23 protein-coding genes are annotated in these 26,414 nt (G+C 48.5%); 16 read left to right on the top strand and 7 right to left on the bottom strand.

Features of this window, described 5'->3' with window-relative positions; translation table 11 throughout:
- Window positions 1–31: 31 nt before the first annotated feature.
- A complete protein-coding gene (locus JFT56_RS16210; protein WP_198781033.1) occupies window positions 32–1,651 on the bottom strand; it encodes a long-chain fatty acid--CoA ligase in 1,620 nt (539 codons plus the stop codon).
- A gap of 406 nt (window positions 1,652–2,057) precedes the next feature.
- Between JFT56_RS16210 and JFT56_RS16205 the strand changes: the two genes are divergently transcribed.
- The 11 genes from JFT56_RS16205 to JFT56_RS16155 all read left to right on the top strand — a co-directional run bounded on the left by JFT56_RS16205 (window position 2,058) and on the right by JFT56_RS16155 (window position 15,051).
- Window positions 2,058–2,615: an RBBP9/YdeN family alpha/beta hydrolase gene (locus JFT56_RS16205; protein WP_198781032.1), complete on the top strand. Its 558-nt coding sequence runs from the start codon at window positions 2,058–2,060 to the stop codon at window positions 2,613–2,615.
- 126 nt (window positions 2,616–2,741) lie between these two features.
- Entirely contained in the window at window positions 2,742–4,646 is a 1,905-nt protein-coding gene (locus JFT56_RS16200; RefSeq protein ID WP_198781031.1) for a DUF1302 domain-containing protein, read from the top strand.
- A 34-nt stretch (window positions 4,647–4,680) separates the two neighbouring features.
- Window positions 4,681–6,039 (top strand): DUF1329 domain-containing protein, encoded by a 1,359-nt coding sequence (locus JFT56_RS16195; protein ID WP_198781030.1) that lies wholly within the window; start codon window positions 4,681–4,683, stop codon window positions 6,037–6,039.
- 85 nt (window positions 6,040–6,124) lie between these two features.
- Window positions 6,125–7,228 carry a WD40/YVTN/BNR-like repeat-containing protein gene (locus JFT56_RS16190; RefSeq protein ID WP_198781029.1) on the top strand — a complete coding sequence of 368 codons (1,104 nt, stop codon included), beginning with the start codon at window positions 6,125–6,127 and terminating at the stop codon, window positions 7,226–7,228.
- Window positions 7,225–9,723 carry an efflux RND transporter permease subunit gene (locus JFT56_RS16185; RefSeq protein WP_198781028.1) on the top strand — a complete coding sequence of 833 codons (2,499 nt, stop codon included), beginning with the start codon at window positions 7,225–7,227 and terminating at the stop codon, window positions 9,721–9,723. Before JFT56_RS16190 ends, JFT56_RS16185 begins: the two co-directional genes overlap by 4 nt.
- Before the next feature lie 49 nt (window positions 9,724–9,772).
- Window positions 9,773–10,753: a quinone oxidoreductase family protein gene (locus tag JFT56_RS16180; protein WP_198781027.1), complete on the top strand. Its 981-nt coding sequence runs from the start codon at window positions 9,773–9,775 to the stop codon at window positions 10,751–10,753.
- A gap of 11 nt (window positions 10,754–10,764) precedes the next feature.
- Entirely contained in the window at window positions 10,765–11,613 is an 849-nt protein-coding gene (locus tag JFT56_RS16175) for a TauD/TfdA dioxygenase family protein (protein WP_198781026.1), read from the top strand.
- Between the two features lie 64 nt (window positions 11,614–11,677).
- The gene (locus JFT56_RS16170; protein ID WP_198781025.1) at window positions 11,678–12,727 is read left to right on the top strand and encodes a 3-keto-5-aminohexanoate cleavage protein; all 1,050 of its coding nucleotides are present in this window, start codon (window positions 11,678–11,680) and stop codon (window positions 12,725–12,727) included.
- A 76-nt stretch (window positions 12,728–12,803) separates the two neighbouring features.
- Window positions 12,804–14,093: an MFS transporter gene (locus JFT56_RS16165; protein ID WP_198781024.1), complete on the top strand. Its 1,290-nt coding sequence runs from the start codon at window positions 12,804–12,806 to the stop codon at window positions 14,091–14,093.
- Entirely contained in the window at window positions 14,093–14,731 is a 639-nt protein-coding gene (locus JFT56_RS16160; protein WP_198781023.1) for a DsbA family protein, read from the top strand. The genes JFT56_RS16165 and JFT56_RS16160 overlap by 1 nt, the downstream gene beginning before the upstream one ends.
- On the top strand, window positions 14,728–15,051 hold the full coding sequence (locus tag JFT56_RS16155) for a Rieske (2Fe-2S) protein (RefSeq protein WP_198781022.1): 324 nt from the start codon (window positions 14,728–14,730) through the stop codon (window positions 15,049–15,051). Before JFT56_RS16160 ends, JFT56_RS16155 begins: the two co-directional genes overlap by 4 nt.
- A 42-nt stretch (window positions 15,052–15,093) precedes the next feature.
- On the opposite strand, the gene JFT56_RS16150 is transcribed toward JFT56_RS16155, so the two are convergent.
- Together JFT56_RS16150 and JFT56_RS16145 are read right to left on the bottom strand one after the other, a co-directional pair.
- The gene (locus JFT56_RS16150; RefSeq protein WP_198781021.1) at window positions 15,094–16,116 is read right to left on the bottom strand and encodes an AraC family transcriptional regulator; all 1,023 of its coding nucleotides are present in this window, start codon (window positions 16,114–16,116) and stop codon (window positions 15,094–15,096) included.
- Between the two features lie 303 nt (window positions 16,117–16,419).
- Complete coding sequence (locus tag JFT56_RS16145; RefSeq protein ID WP_198781020.1) at window positions 16,420–16,662, bottom strand: DUF3297 family protein; 243 nt, start codon at window positions 16,660–16,662, stop codon at window positions 16,420–16,422.
- 204 nt (window positions 16,663–16,866) lie between these two features.
- Here JFT56_RS16145 and JFT56_RS16140 point away from each other — a divergent pair, with 204 nt between their 5' ends.
- Entirely contained in the window at window positions 16,867–17,697 is an 831-nt protein-coding gene (locus tag JFT56_RS16140; protein WP_198781019.1) for a substrate-binding periplasmic protein, read from the top strand.
- A gap of 90 nt (window positions 17,698–17,787) precedes the next feature.
- Here JFT56_RS16140 and JFT56_RS16135 read toward each other — a convergent pair whose 3' ends face one another.
- Window positions 17,788–18,732, bottom strand: coding sequence for a hypothetical protein (locus JFT56_RS16135; RefSeq protein WP_198781018.1), 945 nt, complete (start codon window positions 18,730–18,732; stop codon window positions 17,788–17,790).
- Between the two features lie 47 nt (window positions 18,733–18,779).
- The gene (locus JFT56_RS16130; RefSeq protein WP_198781017.1) at window positions 18,780–19,472 is read right to left on the bottom strand and encodes a hypothetical protein; all 693 of its coding nucleotides are present in this window, start codon (window positions 19,470–19,472) and stop codon (window positions 18,780–18,782) included.
- Between the two features lie 273 nt (window positions 19,473–19,745).
- On the opposite strand from JFT56_RS16130, the gene JFT56_RS16125 reads away from it, so the two are divergent.
- Window positions 19,746–19,976 (top strand): hypothetical protein, encoded by a 231-nt coding sequence (locus tag JFT56_RS16125; protein ID WP_198781016.1) that lies wholly within the window; start codon window positions 19,746–19,748, stop codon window positions 19,974–19,976.
- Between the two features lie 211 nt (window positions 19,977–20,187).
- Entirely contained in the window at window positions 20,188–22,374 is a 2,187-nt protein-coding gene (locus tag JFT56_RS16120) for an OsmC domain/YcaO domain-containing protein (RefSeq protein ID WP_198781015.1), read from the top strand.
- Between the two features lie 88 nt (window positions 22,375–22,462).
- On the opposite strand, the gene JFT56_RS16115 is transcribed toward JFT56_RS16120, so the two are convergent.
- Window positions 22,463–23,371: a GGDEF domain-containing protein gene (locus JFT56_RS16115; protein ID WP_198781014.1), complete on the bottom strand. Its 909-nt coding sequence runs from the start codon at window positions 23,369–23,371 to the stop codon at window positions 22,463–22,465.
- 262 nt (window positions 23,372–23,633) lie between these two features.
- Here JFT56_RS16115 and JFT56_RS16110 point away from each other — a divergent pair, with 262 nt between their 5' ends.
- Window positions 23,634–24,116 carry a cupin domain-containing protein gene (locus JFT56_RS16110; protein WP_198781013.1) on the top strand — a complete coding sequence of 161 codons (483 nt, stop codon included), beginning with the start codon at window positions 23,634–23,636 and terminating at the stop codon, window positions 24,114–24,116.
- Window positions 24,117–24,317: 201 nt separating this feature from the next.
- Window positions 24,318–25,097 (top strand): prolipoprotein diacylglyceryl transferase, encoded by a 780-nt coding sequence (gene lgt, locus JFT56_RS16105; RefSeq protein WP_198783614.1) that lies wholly within the window; start codon window positions 24,318–24,320, stop codon window positions 25,095–25,097.
- Window positions 25,098–25,219: 122 nt separating this feature from the next.
- Here the strand turns inward: lgt and JFT56_RS16100 are convergent, their stop codons facing one another.
- Window positions 25,220–26,137: an alpha/beta hydrolase gene (locus JFT56_RS16100; protein WP_198781012.1), complete on the bottom strand. Its 918-nt coding sequence runs from the start codon at window positions 26,135–26,137 to the stop codon at window positions 25,220–25,222.
- Between the last annotated feature and the right edge of the window lie 277 nt (window positions 26,138–26,414).

The following is a 26,414-nucleotide window of genomic DNA, read 5'->3' as shown; positions in this document are numbered from 1 at the left end:
TCGCTTATCTAAAAACCTTCCGTTATCAGCTTTATACGCCATAGATCTTACGTAACTGCTTTTTATCTATCTTGCCTGTCGCGGTTAGGGGGATCTGCTCGACAAATATCACTTTTTCGGGGAGCCACCAACGGCTGACCTGAGTGCTTAAAAAGTCGAGAATGGCAGCCACTAAGGTGTCGCTCGGGCTCACCTGTTCCCGTAATTTCAGCAGTAACATGGGGCGCTCGGTCCATTTGGGATCTGGGATGCCAATCACAGCCGCTAAGGCTACATCTGGATGCCCAGAGGCGGCATTTTCCAATTCTACCGAGCTTATCCATTCGCCACCGGATTTGATAATGTCCTTCGCCCTATCGGTTATCTGCATATAACCTAACTTATCGATAGTGGCGATATCACCGGTATCAAACCAGCCTTTGCTGTCGATGGCTTTGTCCTCTTGGCCCAAATAGCGTTCCAGTACCCAGTCGCCCCTGATCATCAAACGTCCAGCGGTGTTACCGTCCTGGGGCAGGACATTGTCGTCGTCATCACGTAGCTGCAGTTCAATGCCAAACACCGGCCGCCCCTGTTTGCAGGCATAGGCCAATTGTTCCTCGGCGCTTAGCTTAAGGATGTCGGTACAAGGGCGGTTAATAGTGCCAATCGGGCTGGTTTCTGTCATGCCCCATGCGTGCACTACATTGACGCCATATTGTTCGCGGAAGATCTGGATCATGCTGACAGGTACGGCGGCGCCACCAATCACCACTTCTTTGAGTCGGCCACAGTCCAACTTATTCCCTTGGAGATATTGCAGCAGCATGCTCCACACCGTTGGCACCGCCGCGGAGAACGTCACCCCATGATTATGGATCAGGGTATGCAGGCTTTGTCCGTCTAAAAAGGGTCCCGGCAGCACCAGATCTGCGCCAACCATAGGGGCCGAGTAGACTAAGCCCCAACTGTTCGCGTGGAACATAGGCACGACCATTAGCACCGAATCATCGTGGTTGATATTGAGGCCATCGGCGGCTTTGGTCATCATCGCCATCAGCATATTCGAGCGGTGCGAGTAAACCACGCCCTTAGGCATGCCCGTTGTGCCTGAAGTAAAGCACATGGATGAGGCGGTATCTTCCGATAAGGCTGGCCAGTCGTAGGTTCCCGACTGTTGTGCTAGCAAGCTTTCATAGCTGTGCTGGCGGATATTCGTGTCCAGTTGTGGCGCTTGTTCCGGCGTATCTAGCCAGACTAAGTGTTCAATATGCTCAAGGGTAGGCAAAAGGCTGGCTATGATGGGGGCAAAGCTCGTTTCCACTAACAGCACCTTGGCACCGCCCGTATTCAGAATATAACTGAGCTGATCGGCAAATAGGCGTGGGTTGGTGGTGTGGCACACTGCGCCCATACCAGCAATGGCGTACCAAGCTTCAAAATGGCGATGATTATTCCAGGCCATGGTTGCTACGGTTTGCCCTTGTGTGACCCCTAATGACGCCAATGCCTGCGCCAACTGGTGCACTCGACCTAGGGCATCGGCATAGCCATACTGATGTACAGTGTCCTGACTGAGCTTAGAGCTAATTTTAGCGCTCTGATGTTGCTGCGCTGCAAATGTCAAAATATCAATCAAATTCATCTGGTGCTTTTGCATCAAGCCATACATAAATTCACTCCCGGTTGAACAGTCTTTGTACTGCGATAATTTAGGATATTAGGGCCTTTCTTCCCGATCCTGTTTGCAAATTGCGACAATCAATTACCAATTGACGTCAACTGCACCTCGTTGGGTCGTGAAAATATGTTGCATAAATTAACTTTTCCATGTGGCTTGGTTTGCATTAATCGCTTGTTAAGTAATGGAAAATAGTAAGTAAAAACATTAGTAACTGATGATGCAAACGCGCTGTTAAACTTTATATTCACCATTGCAACAATTTGTAAACATTTGCGCATTGTCATCAAATGAAAAGTATTTGGCGTAGATTGGAAAGCAGTTCATCCCCGCTCTATCTAACTTCATAGGACATTAATGCGCCATCAAAGCGCCGTGTTTAGAGAGGGGAGAGGCAATGCAGCAATCAGTCACCATATTGATCATTCCTGGCCTAAGGGATCATGTGGAAGAACATTGGCAAACTTTTTTGGCAAAAAAATTACCCCATTGCCGTACTGTGCCGCCAATGCAAACCGACAAGCTCAATCTTGAAGCCAGAATTGACGCCATTGAGCAACAACTTGCCAGTATCGAGGGTCCCGTCATTCTGGTGGCTCACAGCGCAGGCGTGTTGATGACAGTCCATTGGGCGGCGCGTTTTACGCGGCCGATTTTAGGCGCCCTCTTAGTCGCCCCCCCAGATTTAAATGCGCAGTGGCCGGAAAACTACCCAACGCCAGCATCCTTACAACAACTCGGTTGGTCGCCTGTACCGAACCAGCCTTTGCCATTCCCCTCCATCTTGGTCGCCAGCAGCAATGACTATCTTGCCAGCTTAGCTGCCGCCACGCAGATGGCGGAACAATGGGGCAGTCGCCTCTATAACGCCGGTGATGTGGGGCATCTCAATCCCGCATCTGGCTATGGGGAATGGCCGTTAGCAGAACAACTGATAGACGCACTAAAGCAATAAGCGTCATAAATGTTGGATAAATGGCTGAATTTTAAGCCTTAAAATTAATATTTGGTACCGACTGCCGCAGTATGACAGGGGTGATTCAACCCAACTAAGTACCTTAACTCAAGCGGAGAACTTGCGATGCACAAAAAGAACTCGAAAACGGGACACACTCGCAGAACCTTGCTGAACGCGGCCATTCTTATGGCAATAGCTAGCGGTCAGGCACAGTCGACAGAATTTTTCGCCGACAACGAAGACTGGACAGTCCGATTCGATAACACAGTAAAATTAAGTTACGGACAACGTATTGAGTCTGCAGATAAAAATATTAAAGCGAGCGCCAACTTAAACGATGGTGACTCCCATTTTGACAAAGGTGATGCCACCACAGAGCGGGCGGACTTACTGGCCGAACTCGATGTGATCCACAAAGATAAAATGGGCTTTCGGATCAGCGCCGCCGCTTGGTACGACTACGCTTACGATGATTTGAGTGCAACCGACAATCCTTTCCCCAACGCGAGTGGTAATGGCGGGCATTTGATTGCCGCCAGAGATACAGCGGTCGCTCCTGGGGTGACAGTGCCACCGGGGACGGTACTCGTGCCTGCGGGGGGAATGGCCGACCATAGCCCACTCAATAATTTCACCGACCGTTACTACAACGGACCTTCGGGGGAATTACTCGACGCCTTCGTGTTCCTTAATACTGAAATCGCTAACGAAATGTTATTAAGTGCCAAGTTGGGGCGTCACACAGTGTTTTGGGGGGAGACGATCCTCAATGCGGCGAACGGCATCAACTATGGTCAGTCATCGCTGGACCTTGGCAAACTTTACAGTGTACCGGGCACCGAAGCCAAAGAGCTATTTATGCCGCGTAATCAACTGTCGGCTAACCTGACAGTGAATGAAAGCTTTTCGGTCGGCGCCCAATACTTCCTCGAATTCCGCAATTCTCGCTTCCCAGAAGGTGGCACTTATATGGGGCCATACGATATGGCACTGGATGGTGACAACGTCTTCTGGTTGCCTTTACCGTCAGTGGCCGCCATTGGTGGACAAAGTGCCTTTTTCGGCGCGCCGCGGGGCGAAGACGTGACACCGGATGACCGTGGTGATTTTGGTCTGATGGCTAAATGGGCTCCTGAATGGTTAAGCGGCACCTTAGGGTTTTTCTACCGCAATACCAGTGACACTATGCCTTTCTTCTTAATCGATGCGCCGAACTTACATCAACCTGGCCTTGCCGGTGTCGCTGGCGCCAATTACTTCACCAGCTACGGTGGCGATATCGATCTCTATGGTATCAGTCTCTCGACTAGCCTTGGCGATATCAGTGTCGGGGTCGATATCAACTACCGCCAAAATATGCCACTGGCCAGTAACTTCACTATTGCTAACGCGACCTTAACCGCCGCTGCCGACGCCGGCATTATCAATGGGGATAACCTGATTGCCAGCCGTCCAGAGGCCGGTGAAACCGGTTTAGCGACGGGCAATACCGCCCATGCTGTGATTAACGGTATGGCGATATTGAGTGAGTCGATGTTATGGGATTCGGGGGTCTTAATCGTTGAAGGTGCCGTGAGTCACTTAGTCGATGTGACTGATAACGAACAAACTTTCAAGGGTAACAGCAGTTATCAAGGTGTCGATAAGGCCGATGACACCGCCTACACCATAGCGGTTAACTTTAGCCCTGTCTGGTATCAAGTTTACCCTGGACTAGACTTGTCCATGCCAATGTCTTTCAACATGGGCATCAAGGGACAATCCGCGGTTCAACTTGCGGGCAATGAGGACGCAGGGAGTTATTCAGTGGGGTTGAGCGCCGATCTGTTACAGAAATATCGCTTCGATCTTAAGTACGTGGATAACTTTGGTGATTACAAAGTGTGCGAAACCGGCACCGACAATAACACCCCAGGGGCTAACGGTGCCTATCAATGTGTGATTGGTCAAATCACCTCACAGGCCGGCCTGTCACCACTACTGAAAGACAGAGGTCAGTTGACCTTGTCCTTCAAAACCAGTTTCTAATCATCAGCCTGCATCTAAATCAGGAGAAGACAGAATGACATTTATCAAATCAATACTCTCAGCCTCAGTCATGCTTGCTATATCGGCGGGTTGTATGGCCGCCGTCAGTCCAGAACAAGCAAAGGCCCTAGGCACAAGCTTGACTGTGGTGGGCGCAGAAGTGGCCGCGAATGCCGATGGTTCAATCCCGGCTTACACGGGCGGATTAACCCAGGCACCGGCGGGTTTTAAGGAGGGTGAAACCCTTCGTCCTAACCCCTTTGCCGATGAAAAACCTGTGTTAGTGATCACAGCTAAAGATCTGCCACAGCAACAGGCATTTTTAACGGCGACCACAGCCGAATTATTGAAGCGTCACCCTAATTTCAGGATTGACGTTTATCCCACCCATCGCACAGCGGCCTTACCTAAACCGCTACTGGACAACACCTTAGTCAATGCCGTCAATGCCAAGTCGACGGAGGGGGGATTATCACTCGAGCAAGTGTTGCCCGGTGTGCCATTCCCGATCCCACAGACAGGCGCCGAGGCCATGTGGAACTTTTTGTTGCGTTATCAAGGGGTGACATTCACCACTGAGTATGACTCTTGGAACGTCAACGCCTCTGGTGTGGCGACCCTAGCGACCACAGGGCGGGCATTTAACAGCTTCCCCATCTATGAGGATTGGTCTAAGCCTCTGGCGGCGGACGATGTCTACTTCCAGTCAAAAATTTACTATACCGGCCCCTCACGCCGAGTGGGTGAAGGTGTGATGCTCAAAGATGCCGTAAACCCGATGAAAGTCCCACGCCGTGCATGGCAATACTTGCCGGGCGTAAGACGCGTCAAGCTGGCACCGAACTTGGCCTACGATACTCCTAACCCTGGTACAGCAGGCTCTTCGACCTATGATGATATTTATGTCTTCAACGGTGCCTTAGACAGATACGACTGGACCTTAGTCGGCAAGCAGGAAATGTATGTGCCATACAACACCTATGACTTGACCTATCTCCAAAATCCTAAGGATCTGACCACGCCAAACTTTGTGTCACCGGACCTCGTGCGCTGGGAAAAACATCGTGTCTGGGTGGTCGAGGCCAATCTGAAATCCGATAAGCGCCATGTGTACCAGAAGCGCCGCTTCTATCTGGATGAGGATAGCTGGAATGCCTTGGCATCCGATGAATACGATGCCAGAGGCAACCTCTACCGCGGCTCATTTGCTTTCCTGAGCCAGAGTTATGACAAGGATATTCCCGATGCCACCCCCCATATGATCTACGACCTAGTCGCAGGCAGCTATAACATCAACGGCATTGTGGGACCCCATGGTGGCATCCGCTATATCGACCCTTTGCCAAAGACACAGTGGTCGCCGGAAGCCTTGGCGGCGAGTGGTATCCGTTAACGCTGTAGGGGCAGGCTAACTTCCCAGAAGCCTGTTGAGCTATGCACAGGGACAGAGTGTCCCTGTGCAAATAGAGGAAAGACAGATGTACAAAGCAAAGTTGGTCCGGCGCGTCATGTTTGTCCCAGTCCTACTGTTATTTGCTGGGTTTAGCCAGGCTGAGACTAGGACAGATGTGCTCGATACCCCTGCGCTGCGCAGTTCACTCGCGGTTAATTCGGGGATTTTCGATATCACCCAAGCCGGTAAAAGAGCGATTGCCGTTGGCGTTCACGGGCATATTCTGCACTCGGACGATCAAGGACAAAGTTGGCAACAGGGCGAGGTGCCTGTCAGTACCGATTTAACCGCAGTTCAGTTCGTTGATGACAACTTCGGTTGGGCCGTCGGCCACGATAGCGTGATACTCGCGAGCCAAGATGGTGGAAAACATTGGACCAAGCAGTTCGATGGACGACAACTGTCTGCCCTGCTGAAACAGTATTATTCCCAGCTATTACAGCAAGATCCAAACAATGCCGACTATCAACAATTGCTCGATGATGCCGAGCGTAACGCACAAAATGGCACCTTAGGTCCCTTACTGGATCTGCACTTCTTCAATCGACAACTGGGTTATGTGGTCGGCGCATTTAACCTGATTTTAATGACCCAAGATGGTGGTGCTACTTGGATGCCCCTGATGGATAAAATGGCGAACCCCAGCAACTATCATCTCAATGCTATCGCCGCCGTGGGGGAAGAACTGTATATCGTCGGTGAGCAGGGGCTACTGCGTAAACTCCACAGCCACACAAACCAAGTCGAGTCTTTGACGCCTCCCTATAGCAGCAGCTTTTTCGGCATCACAGCACAGGGTGCACAAATTTGTCTCTACGGCTTAAGGGGGCATCTGTTCTGCCGTCGCGACGATAACGCCCAATGGCAATCCCTTGATACGGGCTCAAATGCCAGTATTACCAGTGTGGCACTCAACGGATCGTTGATCTTGGTCGGTAATCAAACCGGGAAAATTTTTATCCGTGAGCAGGGCCAACCCGAGGCGGCTCAAACGGAAATCGCCATTCAGGCGCCTATTACTGCGCTGCAATTGACTGGCAGCCAACTCATCGTCGCCGGGCTTAAGGGGCTGCAAACGCTGCCGCTGCCTGCGGCTGTCTCCCCGTCAGAAAAGAGCAGTATGCAATGACAATTTCATCCCAACCCAATACAGGACCTGTCAAACTGCTGGATAAAAACAGCGGTAATCTGGTTGAAAGAGTGGTCTTTAATCATCGACTGTTATTCTTGATCTTAGTCACTGTGATGACCCTGTGTATGGCGGGCATCGTCAGCCAGCGACTGACACTTAAACCCAGTTTCGACAAGATGTTGCCCCAAGGGCATCCCTATATCCAAAACTTTCTGGCCGAACGCAGTCAGTTACGTGGCTTAGGTAATAGTTTGCGGGTGGTGGTGGAAAATCCCCAGGGCGATATTTTCGATCCCCTCTATTTAGATACGCTCAAGCAGATTAATGACACCCTATTTCTCACCGATGGGGTTGACCGTGCTTGGATGAAATCCCTCTGGTCGCCAGGGGTGCGTTGGACTGAAGTGACCGAGGAGGGCTTTCAAGGCGGCCCTGTTATGCCTGATAGGTATGATGGTTCTGACACTAGCATAGGCCAACTTAGGCAAAATATTGCCCGGGCCGGCATAGTGGGCAACTTAGTGGCCAATGATTTTCGCTCCACTATGATCATGGTGCCTTTGTTGGATAGGCAATCTGCCACCGGCGAGCCCGTTGACTATGAGCAATTGGCCGAGGTCATTGCCCAGTTGCGCGAGCAGTATGAAACACCTAATACCCCTGGTGCTGTGAAGATCCACGTTATTGGTTTTGCACAGTTGGTCGGCGAGTTGATTGGTGGCTTGCACCAAATGGCGGGCTTCTTTGCTATCGCCATCATCATTGCCCTTTGTATTATCTGGGCCTATAGCCGTTGTTTTCGAAGCAGTTTATTGGTGGTTTCCTGTTCTTTGCTGGCGGTATTGTGGCAGTTGGGGATCATCAGTTTGCTGGATTACCCCCTCGATCCCTACACGATTCTTGTGCCATTTTTAACCTTTGCTATCGGTGTGTCCCACGCTACCCAGAAAATGAACAGCGTGATGCGCGACATAGGCAATGGCATGGATAAACTGACGGCCGCCAGACTCACCTTCCGCCGCCTATTTATACCTGGGCTCACGGCGTTGCTGTCAGACACTGTCGGCTTTGCGGTGCTGATGTTGATCAATATTCCGGTTATCCAAGATCTGGCCATTACCGCCAGTATTGGGGTCGCTATGTTGATCTTCACTACTTTGTTACTTATCCCTGTGAGCCTCTCCTATGTTGGGGTGAGTCGTAAGGCGGCGCTGCGTTACCTGAAGAGTGAGCGCGTGACCTTAGAGCATAAAGGGCTTGGACGGTTATGGGACTATTTAGACAGATTCACCCTGCGCCGTTATGCCACCTTCGCCTTAGTGTTTTCGACCCTGTTGACCGCGGGTGGCTATTTGGTCAGCCGGAATATCCAAGTGGGGGATCTGGACGCTGGCGCCCCTGAGTTGCGGGCCGATTCCCGTTACAACCGAGACAATGCCTACATCACTGAGCATTATGCCCTGTCTAGCGATCTGTTCGCCGTGATGATCAAAACGGCGCCCGAGGGCTGCTTGGATTATCAAACGCTGATCCTCGCCGACAAATTGGCCTGGCAGCTACAACAGAATCCCAATGTGCAGATGACTAACTCCCTCGTCGATGCGGTTAAGCAAATCAGTGCCGGCGCCTACGAGGGGAATCTTAAGTTTTACAGCATTTTACGCAACCAAGATATGCTCAACTATGCGGCGCAGCAGGCCTCGGTGAACAATCCCGAATTGTTCAATACCGACTGCTCTTTGATGCCCGTCATTGCCTATCTTAAAGATCATAAAGCGAAAACCCTCGAAGCCGTGTCACAGGTTGCACAGCAATTTGCCGACGAGCACAGTAATGACAAGGTCCAATTTTTATTGGCCGCAGGTTCAGCGGGCATCGATGCTGCGACCAACCAAGTGGTCAAGGAAGCCAATACCGCTATGTTGCTGTATGTGTATGCCGGGGTCGCTATTTTTTGTCTGATCACCTTCCGCAGTTGGCGCGCGACACTGATCGCCTTATTGCCGCTGATGATGACCTCCATCCTATGTGAAGCCCTGATGGTGATGTTGGGGATAGGGATTAAAGTGGCGACTTTGCCCGTGATCGCCCTCGGGGTCGGTATTGGTATCGACTATGCCATCTACCTATTAAGCATTCAGTTGCAGTTCCAGCGTCAGGGACAATCCTTGACCGATGCCTACCGCAATGCCGTTACTTTCACGGGTAAGGTCGTTGCCTTGGTCGGGGTAACTTTAGCCGCGGGAGTCATTACTTGGTTGGCATCGCCCATCAAGTTTCAGGCGGATATGGGGCTACTCCTCACCTTTATGTTTATCTGGAACATGCTCGGTGCGCTGATCCTGATCCCTGCGTTGTCACATTTTATGCTGCCAAAAATGCATAAGGATGGGCCCGCTCAGGGAGCAAAGACAGTTTCGCCCCAGCAAGATCATCAGCTGTCACGAACTGAGAAGTTGATGGCGTCGAATGAAAAGCGAGAGCTGCTATAGGCTCTTACATTGGATTAACAAGTTTAATTACACGAGTGCGGAGAGAGACATGGCCAAAGCAGTACGATTTTACGAGAGTGGGTCACCGGACGTTTTGAAGTTTGAAGACGTGGTGGTACCAGAGCCAGCGGCGGGTCAGGTGCAATTGCGACATGTCGCAGTCGGCCTAAATTTCGCGGACACGTATTTCCGTAACGGAACTTACCCTATTCCACTCCCGAGCGGCATAGGTGTCGAAGCGGCTGGGATTGTTACCGCAGTGGGTGAGGGCGTTAGCCATCTGGCTGTTGGTGATCGCGTCACTTATACGGGTTTTCTCAATACCTTAGGCGCCTATTGCACCGAAAGGGTGATAGATGCGGCTCCGTTAATTAAATTGCCAGAAACCATTTCCTTCGAGACCGCTGCGGCAATGACTATGCGCGGCCTGACCTCAGCCTATTTGCTTAGACGCATTCACCAGTTCCAACCCGGGGACAGTATTTTGCTGCACGCCGCCGCGGGCGGAGTGGGGCTGATTGTCTCCCAGTGGGCAAAATTGCTGGGATTACAGGTCATAGGCACAGTTTCGACCGCCGCCAAAGCCGAGATAGCCAGGGCCCACGGCTGTGACCATGTGATTAATTACAGCGAGCAGAACGTCGCCGCACAGGTGCGTAATATTACCGAAGGCAGGGGCGTTGACGTGGTGTTCGACTCCGTAGGTCGGGACACTTTTATGTCATCGTTAGACTCGCTCAAACGCCGCGGCCTCATGGTGTGCGTAGGCACGGCCTCCGGCACTATCCCGCCATTTGATCCACAATTGCTGGCGATGAAAGGCTCCCTATACCTGAGCCGACCCGCGCTAGCGGACTATATCGCCGATCCGGCCGAGAAAGCGGCCCTCGCCGCCGAACTGTTCGACCATGTCGGGAGTGGTCGCATCAAGATAGAGATCAACCAACACTATGCCTTAGAAGATGCAGTCAAGGCTCACCGTGATCTCGAAGCCCGTAAGACCACGGGTTCGTCCATATTCATTATCTAAGGAAATTGCGAATGCGTGTAGAACAACTAACCTGCAGCATTGGCGCCGAACTCATTGGCGTCAATCTCGCCGATGCCGTCCACGATGACGGACTGTTTAATGACATTAGGCAGCAATTATTACGTCATAAGGTCTTGTTTCTGCGGGATCAAGATTTTAGCCGAGCCGAACATGTGGCCTTCGCCCGTCGTTTTGGCGAGTTAGAAGATCATCCGGTTGCCGGTAGCGATCCTGAGCATCCTGGGTTAGTGCAAATCTACAAATCCCCCGAGCAACCCGTAGATCGCTATGAGAATGCGTGGCATACGGATGCGACTTGGCGTGAAGCGCCGCCCTTAGGCTGCGTGTTGCGTTGTGTCGAAACCCCCGCAGTTGGTGGTGACACTATGTGGGCAAACATGGGGTTAGCCTATGAAAATCTGCCCGATGCCATCAAGCAACAGATAGCCGATTTACGGGCCAGACACAGCATTGAGGCCAGCTTCGGGGCGGCGATGCCACTGGAGAAAAGACTCGCGCTAAAGGCCATGTATCCGGACGCCGAACACCCCGTTGTTCGAACTCACCCTGAAACGGGCGAAAAAGTCTTGTTCGTCAACGCCTTCACTACGCATTTCACCAATTACCATACGCCTAACCGTGTTCGCTTTGGCCAAGATGCTAACCCGGGGGCCAGCAATCTGCTCAGCTATCTGATCAGCCAAGCCTATATTCCTGAGTATCAGGTGCGTTGGCGTTGGCGCAAAAATAGCGTCGCTATCTGGGATAACAGATGCACCCAGCACTACGCCGTTATGGATTACCCCGCCTGTGTACGCAGGATGGACCGCGCCGCCATCATAGGTGACAAACCCTATTAACACACATTGAACGAGAAACTTCTCAGCCTCAATTAACGGCTGAGTCCCGTACCTGGAGAGGCATATGCAATTTTTAGATGATTCGTTACACCCTGAAAATCAAGATAAAGTCGTCATCACAGTCGCCCCCTATGGGCCGGAATGGATGCCTGAGGATTTTCCAAAAGACATTCCAGTGACCATGGAAGAACAAGTGCAGAAGGCGGTCGATTGCTACAATGCCGGCGCCACTGTGTTACACCTGCACGTGCGTGAATTAGATGGCAAAGGCTCTAAGCGTCTGTCTAAATTCAATGAGTTGATCGCAGGAGTTCGCGCCGCTGTACCAGATATGATCATTCAGGTGGGTGGCTCGATCTCCTTCGCCCCCGAAAATGAAGGACAGGCGGCTCAGTGGTTGTCCGACGATACCCGCCATATGCTCGCCGAATTAACGCCTAAACCAGACCAAGTGACAGTGGCCATTAACACAGTGCAGATGAACATCATGGAATTGATGAACGACTGCGAACTGGCCGGCACTAGCCTCGCACACCCAGCCATTAGAGCCGCCTACAGTGAAATGACTGTACCAGCGGGCCCAGCTTGGGTGGAAGAACATTTACGTCGTTTGCAAGCGGCTGGCGTTCAACCCCATTTCCAACTGACAGGCACCCATGCCCTAGAAACCCTAGAGCGACTGATCCGCCGTGGGATTTACACTGGGCCGCTGAACCTGACTTGGGTGGGTATCGGCGGTGGATTCGATGGCCCTAATCCCTATAACTTTATGGAGTTCATCAGGAAAGCGCCGGACGGTGCCTGCTTAACCTTAGAGTCACTAATGAAAAACGTGTTGCCAATCAACACCATGGCTATGGCACTTGGCCTGCATCCCCGTTGCGGCATCGAAGATACCATCATAGATCAACATGGTAATCCTATGACTTCTGTCGAGCAGGTAGAGCAGTGCGTCAGAATTGCTAAAGAGCTAGGACGTGAGATTGCGTCGGGCGTCGAGGCGAGGCAGATATACAAGATTGGCACTTGGTATAAAGATGCCGATGAAACCTTGGCTAAGCTAGGCATGGCACCTAATCGTCGCCCTGGTCAACGCAATGTGCCAATTCGCTAGTGTCAAACCAATAAACATAACTAAAAACAGCTATGACGCGCAGTTTCTGCGCGTCCTTTGTGGGGGTGTTTGAGCAATGCATTTACCCAGCCAAGATCAACAAGACGCAAGCATGATCGCCAGTATTCCACGCACTTTTGCTTGGACTGTGTTTGCACTGACATTCGGTCTGTTGATTTCAGATTATATGTCTCGCCAAGTACTCAATGCCGTCTTTCCATTGCTGAAGTCGGATTGGGCCTTAACCGATGCCCAATTGGGATCGCTGAGCAGCATCGTCGCCTTAATGGTTGGCCTGCTGACTTTTCCCCTCTCCCTGATCGCCGACCGATATGGCCGGATCCGCAGTTTAGTCGGTATGGCCATTCTCTGGAGTGTGGCAACCCTGATCTGTGGTATCGCCAAGAATTATGAGCAGATGTTCGTTGCCAGAATGATGGTGGGAGTGGGTGAGGCCGCCTATGGCAGCGTCGGTATCGCTGTCGTTCTGTCGGTGTTCCCCAAAAATATGCGTGCCAGTCTATCCGCCGCATTTATGGCCGGGGGCGTATTTGGCTCGGTATTAGGAATGGCGTTTGGCGGTGTGCTTGCCCAGCACTTTGGCTGGCGTTTTGCCTTTGTCGGTATGGCATTATTCGGTTTACTGTTAGCGATTATCTATCCTCTGTTGGTGAAGTCAGCGAAAATCCCTAACAATCGTGCGGTCGTCACGCAAAAATCCGATTATAAGCGAGCCCTAAAAACCTTAGTCGGTACCCGCTCTGTGTTGTGCGCTTATATAGGTAGCGGTCTGCAACTCTTTATCACCGCCTCGCTTATGGCATGGCTGCCGAGTTTTCTCAATCGCTACTATCAAATGGGCACAGATAAGGCTGGCGTATTTGCCGGGCTTTTAGTGCTCTGTAGTGGTGTGGGTATGGTGCTCTGCGGCATGTTAACCGACAGATTCTGCCGTGATAATCCAGGCAATAAGATCTGGTTGGCAATTATCTACTGTGCTCTTAGCGGCATAGTACTCACCGCCGCCTTTAGCATGTCACCCGGCACGGGCCAATTAGTCTTGATTGGCTTAGGTATGCTCGTTGCCGCTGGCACCACTGGCCCAGCGGGAGCCATGGTCGCCAATCTTACCCATGCTTCTGTGCACGGTACGGCTTTTGCGACCCTGACGTTAGCGAACAACCTGTTAGGGTTAGCGCCAGGTCCCTTTGTGATTGGCACTCTGGCTGACAAATATAGCCTAGCCACCGCCATGCAGGTTTTACCTTCGATCAGCCTCGTCTCTGGTTTGTGTTTCTTGTATGCCCTTAGGCACTATCAAGCAGATCTCAACTCATTGCGGGAAACAGGAACAGTATCATCTTGATGAATAACGTAATAAATGTAGAAGTCGCGTTCGATTTTATTTGCCCCTGGTGTTATATCGGCAAACGCCAATTGGAGCGAGCCTTGAAGCAGTTGCATGAGAGCCAGCCAGATCTAAGTGTTGAGGTTCGTTGGCACGGGGTGCAATTACTGCCAACCCTACCGACGGATGGCACGCCTTTTCAGGCATTTTACCAGCAACGACTTGGTAGTCAGCTGGCCGTCTCGGCCCGCCAAGAGCAGATCCGTTTTGCGGCTTCGACCGTTAATTTGAGTCTGAATTTTGACAAAATTGAACTTATGCCCAATACCGCCAGAGTTCACCGTTTGTTTGCGGCCGCACAGGCCCAATTGCCACCGCAGCGAGTGCAATTGCTAATGGAAGCCATCTATCGGGGCTATTTTGTGGAGGGGGCAGATATTGGCAATATCGAATGGCTCTGGGCATTAGCGAGCGAAGAAAACTGGATTAACATGAAAAAATCCGATCTGAGCGGAGCATATTACCAGTCAGAGCAGGCTAGCTGGTTCCCGCGGAGCGTCCCTGCGTACCGATTCTCCGATGGGAAACTATTGTACGGGGCTAACAGTGTCGATGATCTGGTCAATGCGTTAGCCGATTGCACCACAGTCGCATGACAGCAGAGCTATGTTGGTTCCCCGTTCCCGCGGATAAACTGCCAGAAAATAACGCAAGACGCATGCTGTGGATAGCAGAGCGGCCGATCATTGTGTTTCAAATTGACGGACAGTTTTATGGGATTGAGGATGGGTGTCCCCACCAGGGGGCATCGATGTTTAGTGGGAAACTTGAGCCACCTTGGCTGCAGTGTCCCGCCCATGGCCTGAAGTTTGATATCACTACCGGTAAGTTGAGTGCTGGTGATGCCTGTTCCCTGCGAACCTTAGTGACGCGGTTCGAAGCGGGGCAACTTTATCTTACTTTTAAGGCTGAGTAGTTAGGTAGGCTTATCGCTAGATTCTAGAGATTGGAGGCAATATCAGGAAACGTCATCCTGATCCTGGGCGGTATTCTCGGCCCGCCATTCCACGGGAGCTTTACCAAATTGTGAGGTAAACCAACGGGTAAACGAACTTGGCATAGAGTATCCCAACAGATCGGCGATACGGCTAAGTGAATAGTTGGAGTTGTACATATAACGCACGACCAGATCTCGGCGCACTTTATTGATCAGCTCACTGAAGGTTTCCCCTTCATCCTGCAGCCGACGCTGCAAGGTTCTGACATTACAGTTCATGCTTTGGGCCACCTGTTCTATGGTGGCTCGGCCCATAGGTAACAGCAGGTAAATGGCCTTACGGGCATCGAGTACGGTAGAAGGCAATCTGTCGGTTTGGATCGAATCGACGAAGCGCTGCGCAAATTTGGCCATGGCAGGATCGGCCAGAGGATTGGGCGCATCTAAGGTTTTGCTGGAACAAACTAATCCATTGAAATCACAGCCAAACTCTATTTTATTTTTAAATAATCTTCTATGTAGTTGTATATCGTTTGGCGCTTCATGGCAAAAACAAACGGTTTGCAGTTCAAAGTGCGACCCAAGTAATGCCGAGCAAAAACGATACATGATCCCAATCGCCAAATCGATGGCTTGTGGACAGGGATCGTTACGCTCTGTGACTATTTCTTCACGAATAATGACCGTTTTGCCTTCTTCTTCGATATATATCGCCAGCGCTTCATTCATTAGGTGGCGATATTCGATGATGACATTTAAGGCATCCCGCAGGGTCGCTTGATGGGACAGTAATAGACTCACTACGCCAAAGTCCGACAATCTACGGGACTCGGCCATGCGCAGCCCAAAATTCTGGCAGCCACTTTGGGCGGCGGACAATTCTAACAAATCCACTACGGCCTTAGCGGGCACCTGTTTTTCAGGGTTTTCTATCATGGCCATAGTTAAGCCAACCTGCGCCAGCATGTGTTGTGGGTTTAACCCTACATGTTTGGCGACTTCGACATAGTTGGTTAAGGTTGTTACTGGAGCAAGAATGGCCACTCAGTGATCTCTTGTTGATTAATCTGGCATCTCGAAGGATTAGGATGCAATAAAGGCTTATTTGTTATAACGGGGTAATTTAGGAATGTAAAGCCTGTTAGTAGATTAAGTAACAAAAATAAAACGAGCGAGAATAAGCGCTTATCAAACAAGCCCATTGGGCGGTAATGGCTGGTATTGCGGTTGCATTAGTCCGCCATGGTAAAGGCGGTTTGAGAGGAGTCGGGGCGTTAGCTGCGCCCGACTCTGGGACATAACCCGCTGCTGAACTGATGCAGAAAACAGGTTCTTTATCGGTTTGTCTTAACGATAAAACGCTTCAACTGTGCCTTTTACTGTGAGCAGCAGAGGTTGGCCGCGACGGTCTAAGGATTTAGAGGGGACTTTTACCCAGCCTTCGCTAATGCAATACTCTTCGACATCAAAACGCTCTTTGCCGTTGACTCTAATGCCTATGTCATGCTCGAAAATTTCAGCAACATGGTGTGGACTGCGTGGATTGACCGAAAGGCGATCCGGTAAAGCGGGTAGTGTTGTATCGTTCATGGTCGTGATCTGTCTTGTTGATAGTGAAAAAGCGTGCGCTATTGTAGGCAATACGGCATCCATGCTCAAGCGGGAATACTAGGTAGGATAATGAGGATCAGTTATTGAGATGATAGGTAATTTACTGGAGCATATCCTGTCATTGTTATGGCTGACTATACTGGGATGAATAGAGTAGATGAATATTGAAGTCGGTGGCTCCTAATGCCGTTTAAACTAGTGCTTATTTTTATAATCAGTTTAATGCCTTTACTCCCTTGTGCGGCCGAGAATGTGATCCATATGGGATATCGCACGAATGAGAAATTACCCTATATAAACAAGAGCCCCGATAATAGTGGTTTATTTGCAGAGCTGTACGGTGAGGCCGCATTACGCATAGGCTATAAGTTAAAAATTGTTCGACTTCCTAAAAAACGGCTCATTAAGGAATTAGAGAACGGCACTATCGATTTTTATCCCTTGCTTGCCTATGACAAAGAACGCACTGCATATATCCATTGGATACCCGCGGGGTATGAGCAACGTAATGTGGCACTCACCCAAAGTACTGTAAATGAATTGAATTCGGAGCAAAGTGTTGCGGGTTTAACCCAGCTCGTGGGATTGGGAAATGCGGACTATCTTGCACATTTTGATAAGTCTAAATTTGAACAGTTCTCTATTCCCGAGTTGGAAATTGAGCGGATTGTAAAAATGATATCTTCTGGTCATGGTGATTTTTATGTGTATGAGGAGGCTCCTCTTGCCTATTTCATCTATAAAAATCAGATAACTAATATGAGGTTACATAAGAATTTATTACCAAAGGAGTTCAGATCCTATGCTGGATTCTCCCATAAATCTCCCCTCTATAAAGCTCGTATCAATACGCTTTTTAATCAAGATGCCCCGATAAGCTCAACAAACCTGCCGGTAGTGCCGGAACCTGGCAGCGTTGCGGATCAATTTTCAAATGCGCTTTTACAGCTTGAAAAAGAAGGTTTTATCGAGGAGTTAGAAATTAAATATTTTGGTAGCCCACTTTCCCATTGATGATTTTTGGGGTTTTCAGTGGATTTGGGCGTCCTGCTTTACCGCATTTCGCCCTTAGCTAGACAGAACTTAATGTCACATATTTAGGCATTAATTAAGTTTAGGTGTATTGGCTTTCGCTTCTTGGCTGGTTTTGCAAGGATGCAGCCCTTGAAGGCGTGCTGTTGGAATTGATTTTAGCCATCCCCTAAGGGTGTGTATAACTATATGCTCGCAATCTTCGGCAACTACGCTTGCTCGTTCAAAAGCCACTACATCGCCATCATCATAACGAAAGTTCTGCTGGTTGCTCTTATTAATTGCTTGCTCGTTTGAGCTTATTTGCAATGCGCCTAATTCTAAGGTTTCAGACAGCAAACTACGCATAGTCTCGATAAGTTTCTCGCCATTATTGTTTAGCCAATAATCGGCAGGATTGTCACTCTGTATGATAGGGGACAAAATCTCGATCTGATTTTGATATAACATTGCCCGTTTCTGTGGGGCGACAGTTTCATTTTTTTTGTGATAAACCAAAAATTGAGTTCTTAGTGTCAGGGTATTTTGTTTTTGATTGAGCAGGTAAATAGGCGTTATATCGAGCACTATATCATCATCAGACTGGCTTTCTTGGTAAGGTTTTAGATGAAAGCCGCGCGAGAGTGCAATGTCTGACAGTTGCGTGATTAATGCCTGATTGGCGACATCTTTAATAAAGGGGCGATAGGGGATAACGACTATATCGGCTTCATCTTGCGCCTGATTTTTCTTATTATTTTTGACTGATTCGGTAATAGCGGCGTGGGTGATCACTGCTGCAAAAAAATCGACGGGGGTAATTGCAGGATAAAGAATACTGGAGTGGTCGACATTCCCCGCATTGGATTCCGCTTTACCTATAATGATCGCAGTACCTTCTGGCACTTTGACATAAAGTTGGCTGTTTTCTTTTAATGCAGTTCGGTTATCTATGTGCTTAACATAGCCTTTAGACGTATGTGTGCTGCAGGCGCATAAAATGAAAGATATACAACAGGTTAATAGAATTCTAATCATAGGATGACCACTGTAAGGAGAAAGGGAGGCAGGCCTCCCTTGGTAAATTAGAGTGCTAGGTTTGCTTTGATAGCATCTTTACCCGTTGCAATAACTTCATAGAGTGAATTGGTGAGACCAGGGAAAGTCGGTGGCTCATCCCATTCTAGATCTGAGGCTTTTCTATTATTAAAAGGTTTGTACAAGATATATTTGTTGTTCGATAAATCGACTATGTAGGCCAAGCCTGAGAAGGTTGCAACTGGGTCCATGGTTGGCACATAGGATGAGTAAGAGCGATATGCCCCAACTTGGGTGACTTCTATCACCAATAGATAATTGATGCCATTCGCTTTGTAGCTTGAGAAGTCCCTTGGCGCAATATTTAGCTCCTTCGATTTAGTCTTCTTTAATTTATCGACATCAATCTCACCTTCTAGGGCGACTGCGGAAACCCCTTTATCAAGCAGCAATTGAGTAATTTCTGCTTTTAGGTTTTTAATATCATCGACGGGAATGGTTTTGAGATGGCTATCTAAAGACGAATTTGCCGCAGATGCAGCCGCATAGCAAAGTAGGCAGTCAGCGCCTGTAATAAAGGTTTCAGGAGTAGCAACATCGGACATGATGACGCCAACTTTACTTTCTTTATTCTTAAGCATATTAGCGTCTAGGGGGACAACGGCTTGCATTTGTGTAGCACAACCACCCAGTAACATAGTGGCAAAAGTTAAAACGAGGAGAATCGATTTGTTGTTCATGTTATTCCTTTGTTTGAACATGTTTTGTTAGCAGCGGCATAGTAGTTCAAACAAAAGGATGTTGTAAAGCGAATGTAATAATTCGAAATTGGTTAATTATATTTCACTAATTATCTGTTTTAAATGTGAAATTCAATGTTGTTTACTTGTTGGCGAGGAGTTGAGTTAGGCACCGGATTTTACTTTGATCTTAATCAAGGCTCCGCTCGGAAATTAAGCTCATTATATTCGTTAAATCTTATGCAAAAACGACTCACAGTTAAGGACGCGATAGTGACAAATGACCGGCTGATTTTGATCCTTAAAGTGTGTATTAGTGCGGGTATTAGCCTTATTTTGCTCGGTATTTACCTGCACAACTTTAATGAGACCGTTGAAGCTATGGGGGTAACAGGGATCATTATCAGCGCCCTGTGTGTGGCCTTAGGTATGGTGTTATCTTTACCGACTAAAATGTATTTAACCTTTTTTTTGGTTAGGAGAGAGGCTGAAAAACAAGAGTAATCATTATGTTGGCGAATATATTTGACCTGCCGATAAAACCCTCTGCGCTTGCCTGTTGTCGTGCTAAACCCTTCAGTGGCATTTTTTAACATAATTAACCCAAGACTAATGGGCGAAAAACACCGATAATTCACCATTCTCACTCATGATCAATCCCGTAGGTTGGTCGATGGGCTGCACAGACTCGCATATTTAGTGGAAATCATATTCAATGGAAATCAAAGTTAATTTTCTCGACAATCTTAGACTTGAAGCCAAGTTTGATGATTTTACCGTCACCGCCGATCAGCCGATCCGTTATAAAGGTGATGGTTCAGCCCCTGGTCCCTTTGATTATTTCTTAGCGTCGTCAGCCCTTTGCGCGGCCTATTTCGTCAAGGTGTATTGCAACGCCCGTGATATTCCAACGGATAATATTCGCCTGTCGCAGAATAATATTGTCGATCCTGAGGATCGCTATAATCAGATTTTCCAGATCAATGTGGAGTTGCCGAGCGATATTTCGGACAAGGACCGTGAAGGTATTTTGCGCTCGATTGACCGCTGCACAGTGAAAAAAGTGGTACAAACTGGCCCAGAATTTAAGATCCAAATCGTTGAAAACCTCGACTCAGACGCTAATGCCATGCTGATGGGGCAGGCCGATGCCACATCGAGCACTTATATTCTGGGTAAAGATCTGCCGCTAGAGCAGACCATTGCCAATATGACAGCTATGCTCGCCGAGCTTGGAATGAAGATTGAAATCTCATCCTGGCGCAATATTGTGCCGAATGTATGGTCACTGCATATCCGCGACGCCGCTTCACCTATGTGTTTCACCAATGGTAAAGGCGCCACCAAGGAGAGCGCATTATGCTCGGCACTTGGCGAGTTTATCGAGCGGTTAAATAACAACTTTTTCTATAACGATCAATTTTTTGGTACTGAAATCGCCAATAGTGAATTTGTGCATTATCCCAATGAAAAATGGTTTGCCTTAGAGGCAGACGATGCGCTGCCAGCGGGAATTTTGGATGACTATTGTTTAGAGATTTATAACCCAGATGAGGAGTTGTGTGGCTCGCACTTGATCGATACCAACTCAGGCAATACTAAGCGCGGTATTTGTGCTATCCCCTATCAGCGTAAATCCGACGGCGAGACAGTGTATTTCCCATCGAATTTGATTGAAAACCTATTCTTAAGCAATGGTATGAGCGCGGGGAATAACCTTAACGAAGCCCATGTACAATGCTTATCGGAAATTTTCGAGCGCGCGGTTAAACGCCAAATTATTGAGCAGGAAATTGTGCTGCCGGACGTGCCAATTGCGGTGTTAGAAAAATATCCAAGCATTCTTGCTGGCATTAAAGGGTTAGAGGAGCAGGGCTTCCCTGTGGTAGTGAAAGATGCCTCCCTCGGTGGTCAGTTCCCTGTGATGTGCGTAACCCTAATGAACCCGAAAACCGGCGGAGTATTCGCCTCCTTTGGCGCGCACCCAAGCTTTGAAGTCGCACTAGAACGCAGCTTAACTGAGCTACTCCAGGGCCGCAGTTTTGAAGGGTTAAACGATGTGCCAAAACCGACCTTTAATAGCATGGCGGTGACTGAGCCTGAAAACTTTGTCGAGCACTTTATCGACTCAACTGGGGTGATCTCCTGGCGTTTCTTTAGCAGTAAATTCGATTATGAATTCTGCGAGTGGGATTTCTCTGGGACTAACGAAGAAGAGAGTGAGCGATTATTCGGCATCCTAGAGGACTTAGGGAAAGAAGTGTATATCGCCGAGTTTACTGACCTTGGTGCCTCGGCTTGTCGTATTTTAGTGCCTGATTATTCTGAAATTTATCCAGTAGATGATCTCATCTGGGATAACACCAATAAGGCGCTGGCTTACCGTGAAGATATTTTAAATCTGCATTCCCTTAGCACTAAACAGTTGGTGAGTTTGGTCAATCGCTTAGAAGAAAGTCAGCTCGATAACTACACGGATATCCGTACCCTGATTGGTATCGTCTTCGATGAAAATACCGTTTGGGGCAAGTTAACCATCATAGAACTTAAGATTTTGATTTATCTAGCACTTGGCGAGCAGGAAGACGCGCTCGAACTGGTCGGTGAGTTTCTGCAATTTAACGACAACACAGTGAAGCGCAATCTGTTTTATCAAGCGATGAATGCCGTGTTAGAAGTCACCTTAGATGAAGATCTCGAACTCGATGATTTTATTCATAACTTCACCCGTATGTTTGGCGAGGAAATGATGGAACAAGTCGTAGGCTCTGTGACGGGTAAAGTGCGCTTTAGCGGTTTAACTAAGACCAGTATGCAGCTCGAAGGGATTGAGCCACACCTGCGCTTAATCGAGAGCTATAAGAAACTGCACACCGCCCGCAAGGCTAAAATTGTTAGCTAGAATCGAGTGCTAATAGATTGATATTGAATAAAAAAGCGAACTTAGGTTCGCTTTTTTATTGCCTGTTTGTTTTGAATTAATAAGCCATTTAGGCGGTGTTGGCAATGACGCGATTTTTACCATCCCGCTTGGCTTGATATAGGGCGGCATCGGCGCGTTTTAAGGTATCTTCGTAGGAGGTATCGCCCGCTTCAATGGTGGCGACACCAATACTGACGGTGGCGAAGAGTCCTTTCACCGCGTGTTGTTGTAATGCTTTAAAGCAGCAATCACAGAGAAATTCAGCAAATATAATGGCTTGAGTATATTCAACACAGGGCAAGGCGATCACAAACTCATCGCCGCCAAAACGATAGGCGCTGTCGGTTTTTCTAAATTGTTGTCTGCAGGTATCGGCCACAGCAATGATGACCTTATCGCCCATATGGTGTCCAAGTTGATCGTTGATCATTTTTAGATTGTCCAGATCGAGCACTAAGATAGAGGCGGGAATGCGGTGGCGGTTATAGGTATCGAAGAGGTGGTTTAAGTCGCGCTCAAGTCTGCGGCGATTATAAAGCCCTGTAAGCTGGTCGGTATCGCTTAATTGCCGCAGTTGCATTTCAAGGGCATGGCGTTTGGAGATATTACTGGCGACCCAAAGCACCACAGGTTCGTTATCGACGAGAAAATCCAATGCCTGAATACGCCCCTCAAACCAGATAGGTTCGGAAGGTCCTTGGTTTGATAAGCCTTTGACATCCTTATTACTGAGTTCATATTCTTCGATCAGCAGCCTACGGCTCTTTATGGCTTGATCTATGATGCCGAGGTAATAATTGCTCTTTTCCGCATTGAGAATATCGCTAAGGTATAGGCCGACTAATCCGCTACCATCGTGGTAATAACGATCATCTTTACCCCCAAATACGGCAACATAGCGCCCACTTTGGGAAAGAATAAAAGTCGGATCGGGTAGCGCTTCTAGCACTAAAGCCATTTGTGCAATATTGATCATCCATTAAATTCCTTACGCCATTTTGTATGTTTGATATTCACCATGATGGGCTGTGAATGTAAAGATATAGATATTCAGGTTATGGTATGAATTTAGCTTTTTTTAGGCGGAAAACAACTTTAACCCTATTGGCCATTGTGATTTCAGTGATGGGGTTAAACCGGTTTTTGAGGTTAAATCTTCTATTTGGTATGGGGAGGATTAATTCACACAAACTTAAGGTGTAGACTTCGGTTCGAGTTAATTTGAATGAGGAACACATATGCAAACCGCCGATGATTTTATTACGTTTTTAGAGTTAGAGCAGCATATCGAAGGGGGGTATTATCGGTCTTCCTACCGCTCCGCTATGCAGTACGACTCGACTCGAGCCCTCTGGAGCAGCATTTATTTTTTACTGCGAACTGGCGAAGTGTCGCATTTTCATCGACTCACGGCCGACGAGATGTGGTATTTCCACGGGGGTCAATCCTTGACTATCTATATGATTTCCCCCGAAGGAGAGCTGACAACGGCGCAATTAGGCTTAGATTTGGCCGCAGGTGAAAGACCACAATTTTTAGTGCCTAAGGGCTGCATTTTTGGCTCTGCGATGAATCAAGCTGGATTCTCACTGGTGGGTTGCATGGTATCACCCGGTTTTACCTTCGATGATTTTGAGTTATTCAGCCAAGAAAGTTTGTTGGCGCAATATCCCCAGCATAGGGATATTATTCTGCGCCTGAGTAAAAGTGAGCGTGATTAAACTTAATGCACTGATGTTAATTGCTGATGTGTTCACTGCGGTTGCATTTACAGCGGTTGCGTTAACATTCACTCGGCGTAGTTGAATTATTAGGCGCACTTTGACAGCGCGGCTAAATGGGGCTTGTTTATTGGCGTTTAACCACGTAAAACAGGCCTTTTAGTGTACCTCTATGTACCAAGTGTTATGGAGTAATTGAATTTGGAACACTTAGTGTGGGAACTCGATCCAGTATTAGTCTCGTTTATGGGGCTCAAAATACATTGGTATGGAGTCTTGTTTGCCGTGGCTATCACCACGGGTTTTCAGGTGATGAAGCGGATTTATATCAAGGAGGGGCTCGACCTTGAATCCCTTGATAATCTATTGATTTACTGTGTGGTTGGCATCATAGTTGGCGCCAGATTGGCCCATTGTATTTTTTACGATCCCGCTTATTACTTCGCCCATCCGCTTAAGATTCTGGCGATTTGGGAAGGCGGACTTGCCAGCCATGGTGGCGGTTTAGGGGCGATTTTGGCCCTTTACTATTACCAGCGCAAAGTGAAGCTCCCTTTCCTATTTCTATTGGATCGCTTGGCGATTGCTACGGCCATTTTTGGCTTTTTTGTGCGTATGGCGAATTTTGCCAACTCAGAGATCTTAGGTGAGCCAACCACCCAGCCGTGGGGGATTATCTTTGCCCGTGTTGATATGCTGCCAAGGCATCCGGCGCAGCTCTATGAGGCTTTTGCCTATTTGGCTATCTTTATTGGCCTGTACGCTATTTATAGCTTTACCCAAGTTAAACAAAGGCATGGGGCGATTTTTGGCCTGTTTCTGGTGTTGGTATTTAGTGCGCGCATGGCGATTGAGTCAATTAAAGTCAGCCAAGCGGCTTATGCTGAAACTATCTTAAGTGCGGGGCAACTTCTCAGCCTGCCTTTCCTCGCCGTAGGGATAGTCTTGTTATTTTTGGCCTATCGAAACAAACGCGCCTAAGTCTGATGTAAGTCTTAATGCGATTGGTATAAGAGCAAGGCGTTAAAAAAGGCTTTCTATCCAGATAGAAAGCCTTTTTTATTTATACCAATAGTATTAAACGTAAGCCATCAAAGATAGCGCTAAGGTGTTTTTACAATATTGGCGACTTGCACCATGGCATCCCGAGCGGAGCGGCTTACTCCAGCGAGTTGAAAGAAACCGTGGATAACGCCTAAATAGCGGCGGCAGTGGGCATTTACGCCAGCATCTAACAGATTGCGAAACAGCTGTTCACCTTCATCGACGAGCGGATCAAATTCCGCCGTAATGATATGGGTCTCGGGTAAGCCCGCTAAGTCATGGCTACGCAGTGGACTGGCTTCGGCATCGGTTCTGGGGTGCCAATCGAGGTACATATCGAACCCGGTGAGTAAGGTATCGCGGGTGATGATAAATTTCTCGCCATTGTCGCTATAGCTCTGGCTCTTGGCAGTGGCATCCAGCATGGGGTAGATAAGCACTTGTTTTTGCGGCAACCATTGTCCTTTGGCTTTTAAACGCAGGCAAGTGACTAGGGCTAAATGGCCGCCAGCGCTGTCGCCCATCAGGGTGATATTGGCGTTATCGCCACCCCATAGGTGGCAATGTTGATGCACCACATTGGCGGCATGGAAAGCGTCATCATGGGCGGCGGGATAAACGTGTTCAGGCGCGAGGCGATAGCGTACAGCAATCACTAATGCGCCCGCATCATTGGCAAGTTTTCGCAGCTGTTGATTGTGGGTCTCAACGCCGCCACTGACAAAACAGCCGCCATGGTAGTAAATCACTACGGGTAAATTCTTGGCCGCCGAGGGTTTGAAGAGTGTCAATTCTGCGCCATCGATTGAAACCGGGCTAACTTCAAACACTTCTTCAATCTCGCCTGCTAATATTGTGCTGTTGATATATCCTTGGCGCCGTTCTTCTATGGTCTGTTCCCGCACCGATGGGCATCCTGCAGCGATAAACTCGCTGACCAACTGTTTAATTCCGTCTTCTAAATAAAGTTGGGCCATTTTTCCCCCTAAGATCAATGAGTACAGCCAAGCTAGGCTATATAGCGTGAGTAGCCGGAGTGTAGCTAGCATAGGATTAAATGGATAGCGGCTCGGGTAGAAAATGTTCCTTAGGTCATAATGCTGTGGGAGTTATGGCATTAAACGGCTTGGTGCGCGGCAGGCTTATCAAGGCATAGGATCGCAATGAATACGGTTGCAATAAATGATTTGCTGATTGAGCTAAATCGCTAAAGGTAACAAAATAATCGCTTAGAACGATAGCCTAGCAGCGTCG

The organism is Shewanella putrefaciens (assembly GCF_016406305.1).
Classification (GTDB): Bacteria; Pseudomonadota; Gammaproteobacteria; order Enterobacterales; family Shewanellaceae; genus Shewanella; species Shewanella putrefaciens_C.
This window is presented reverse-complemented; position numbering and strand designations above follow the sequence as displayed.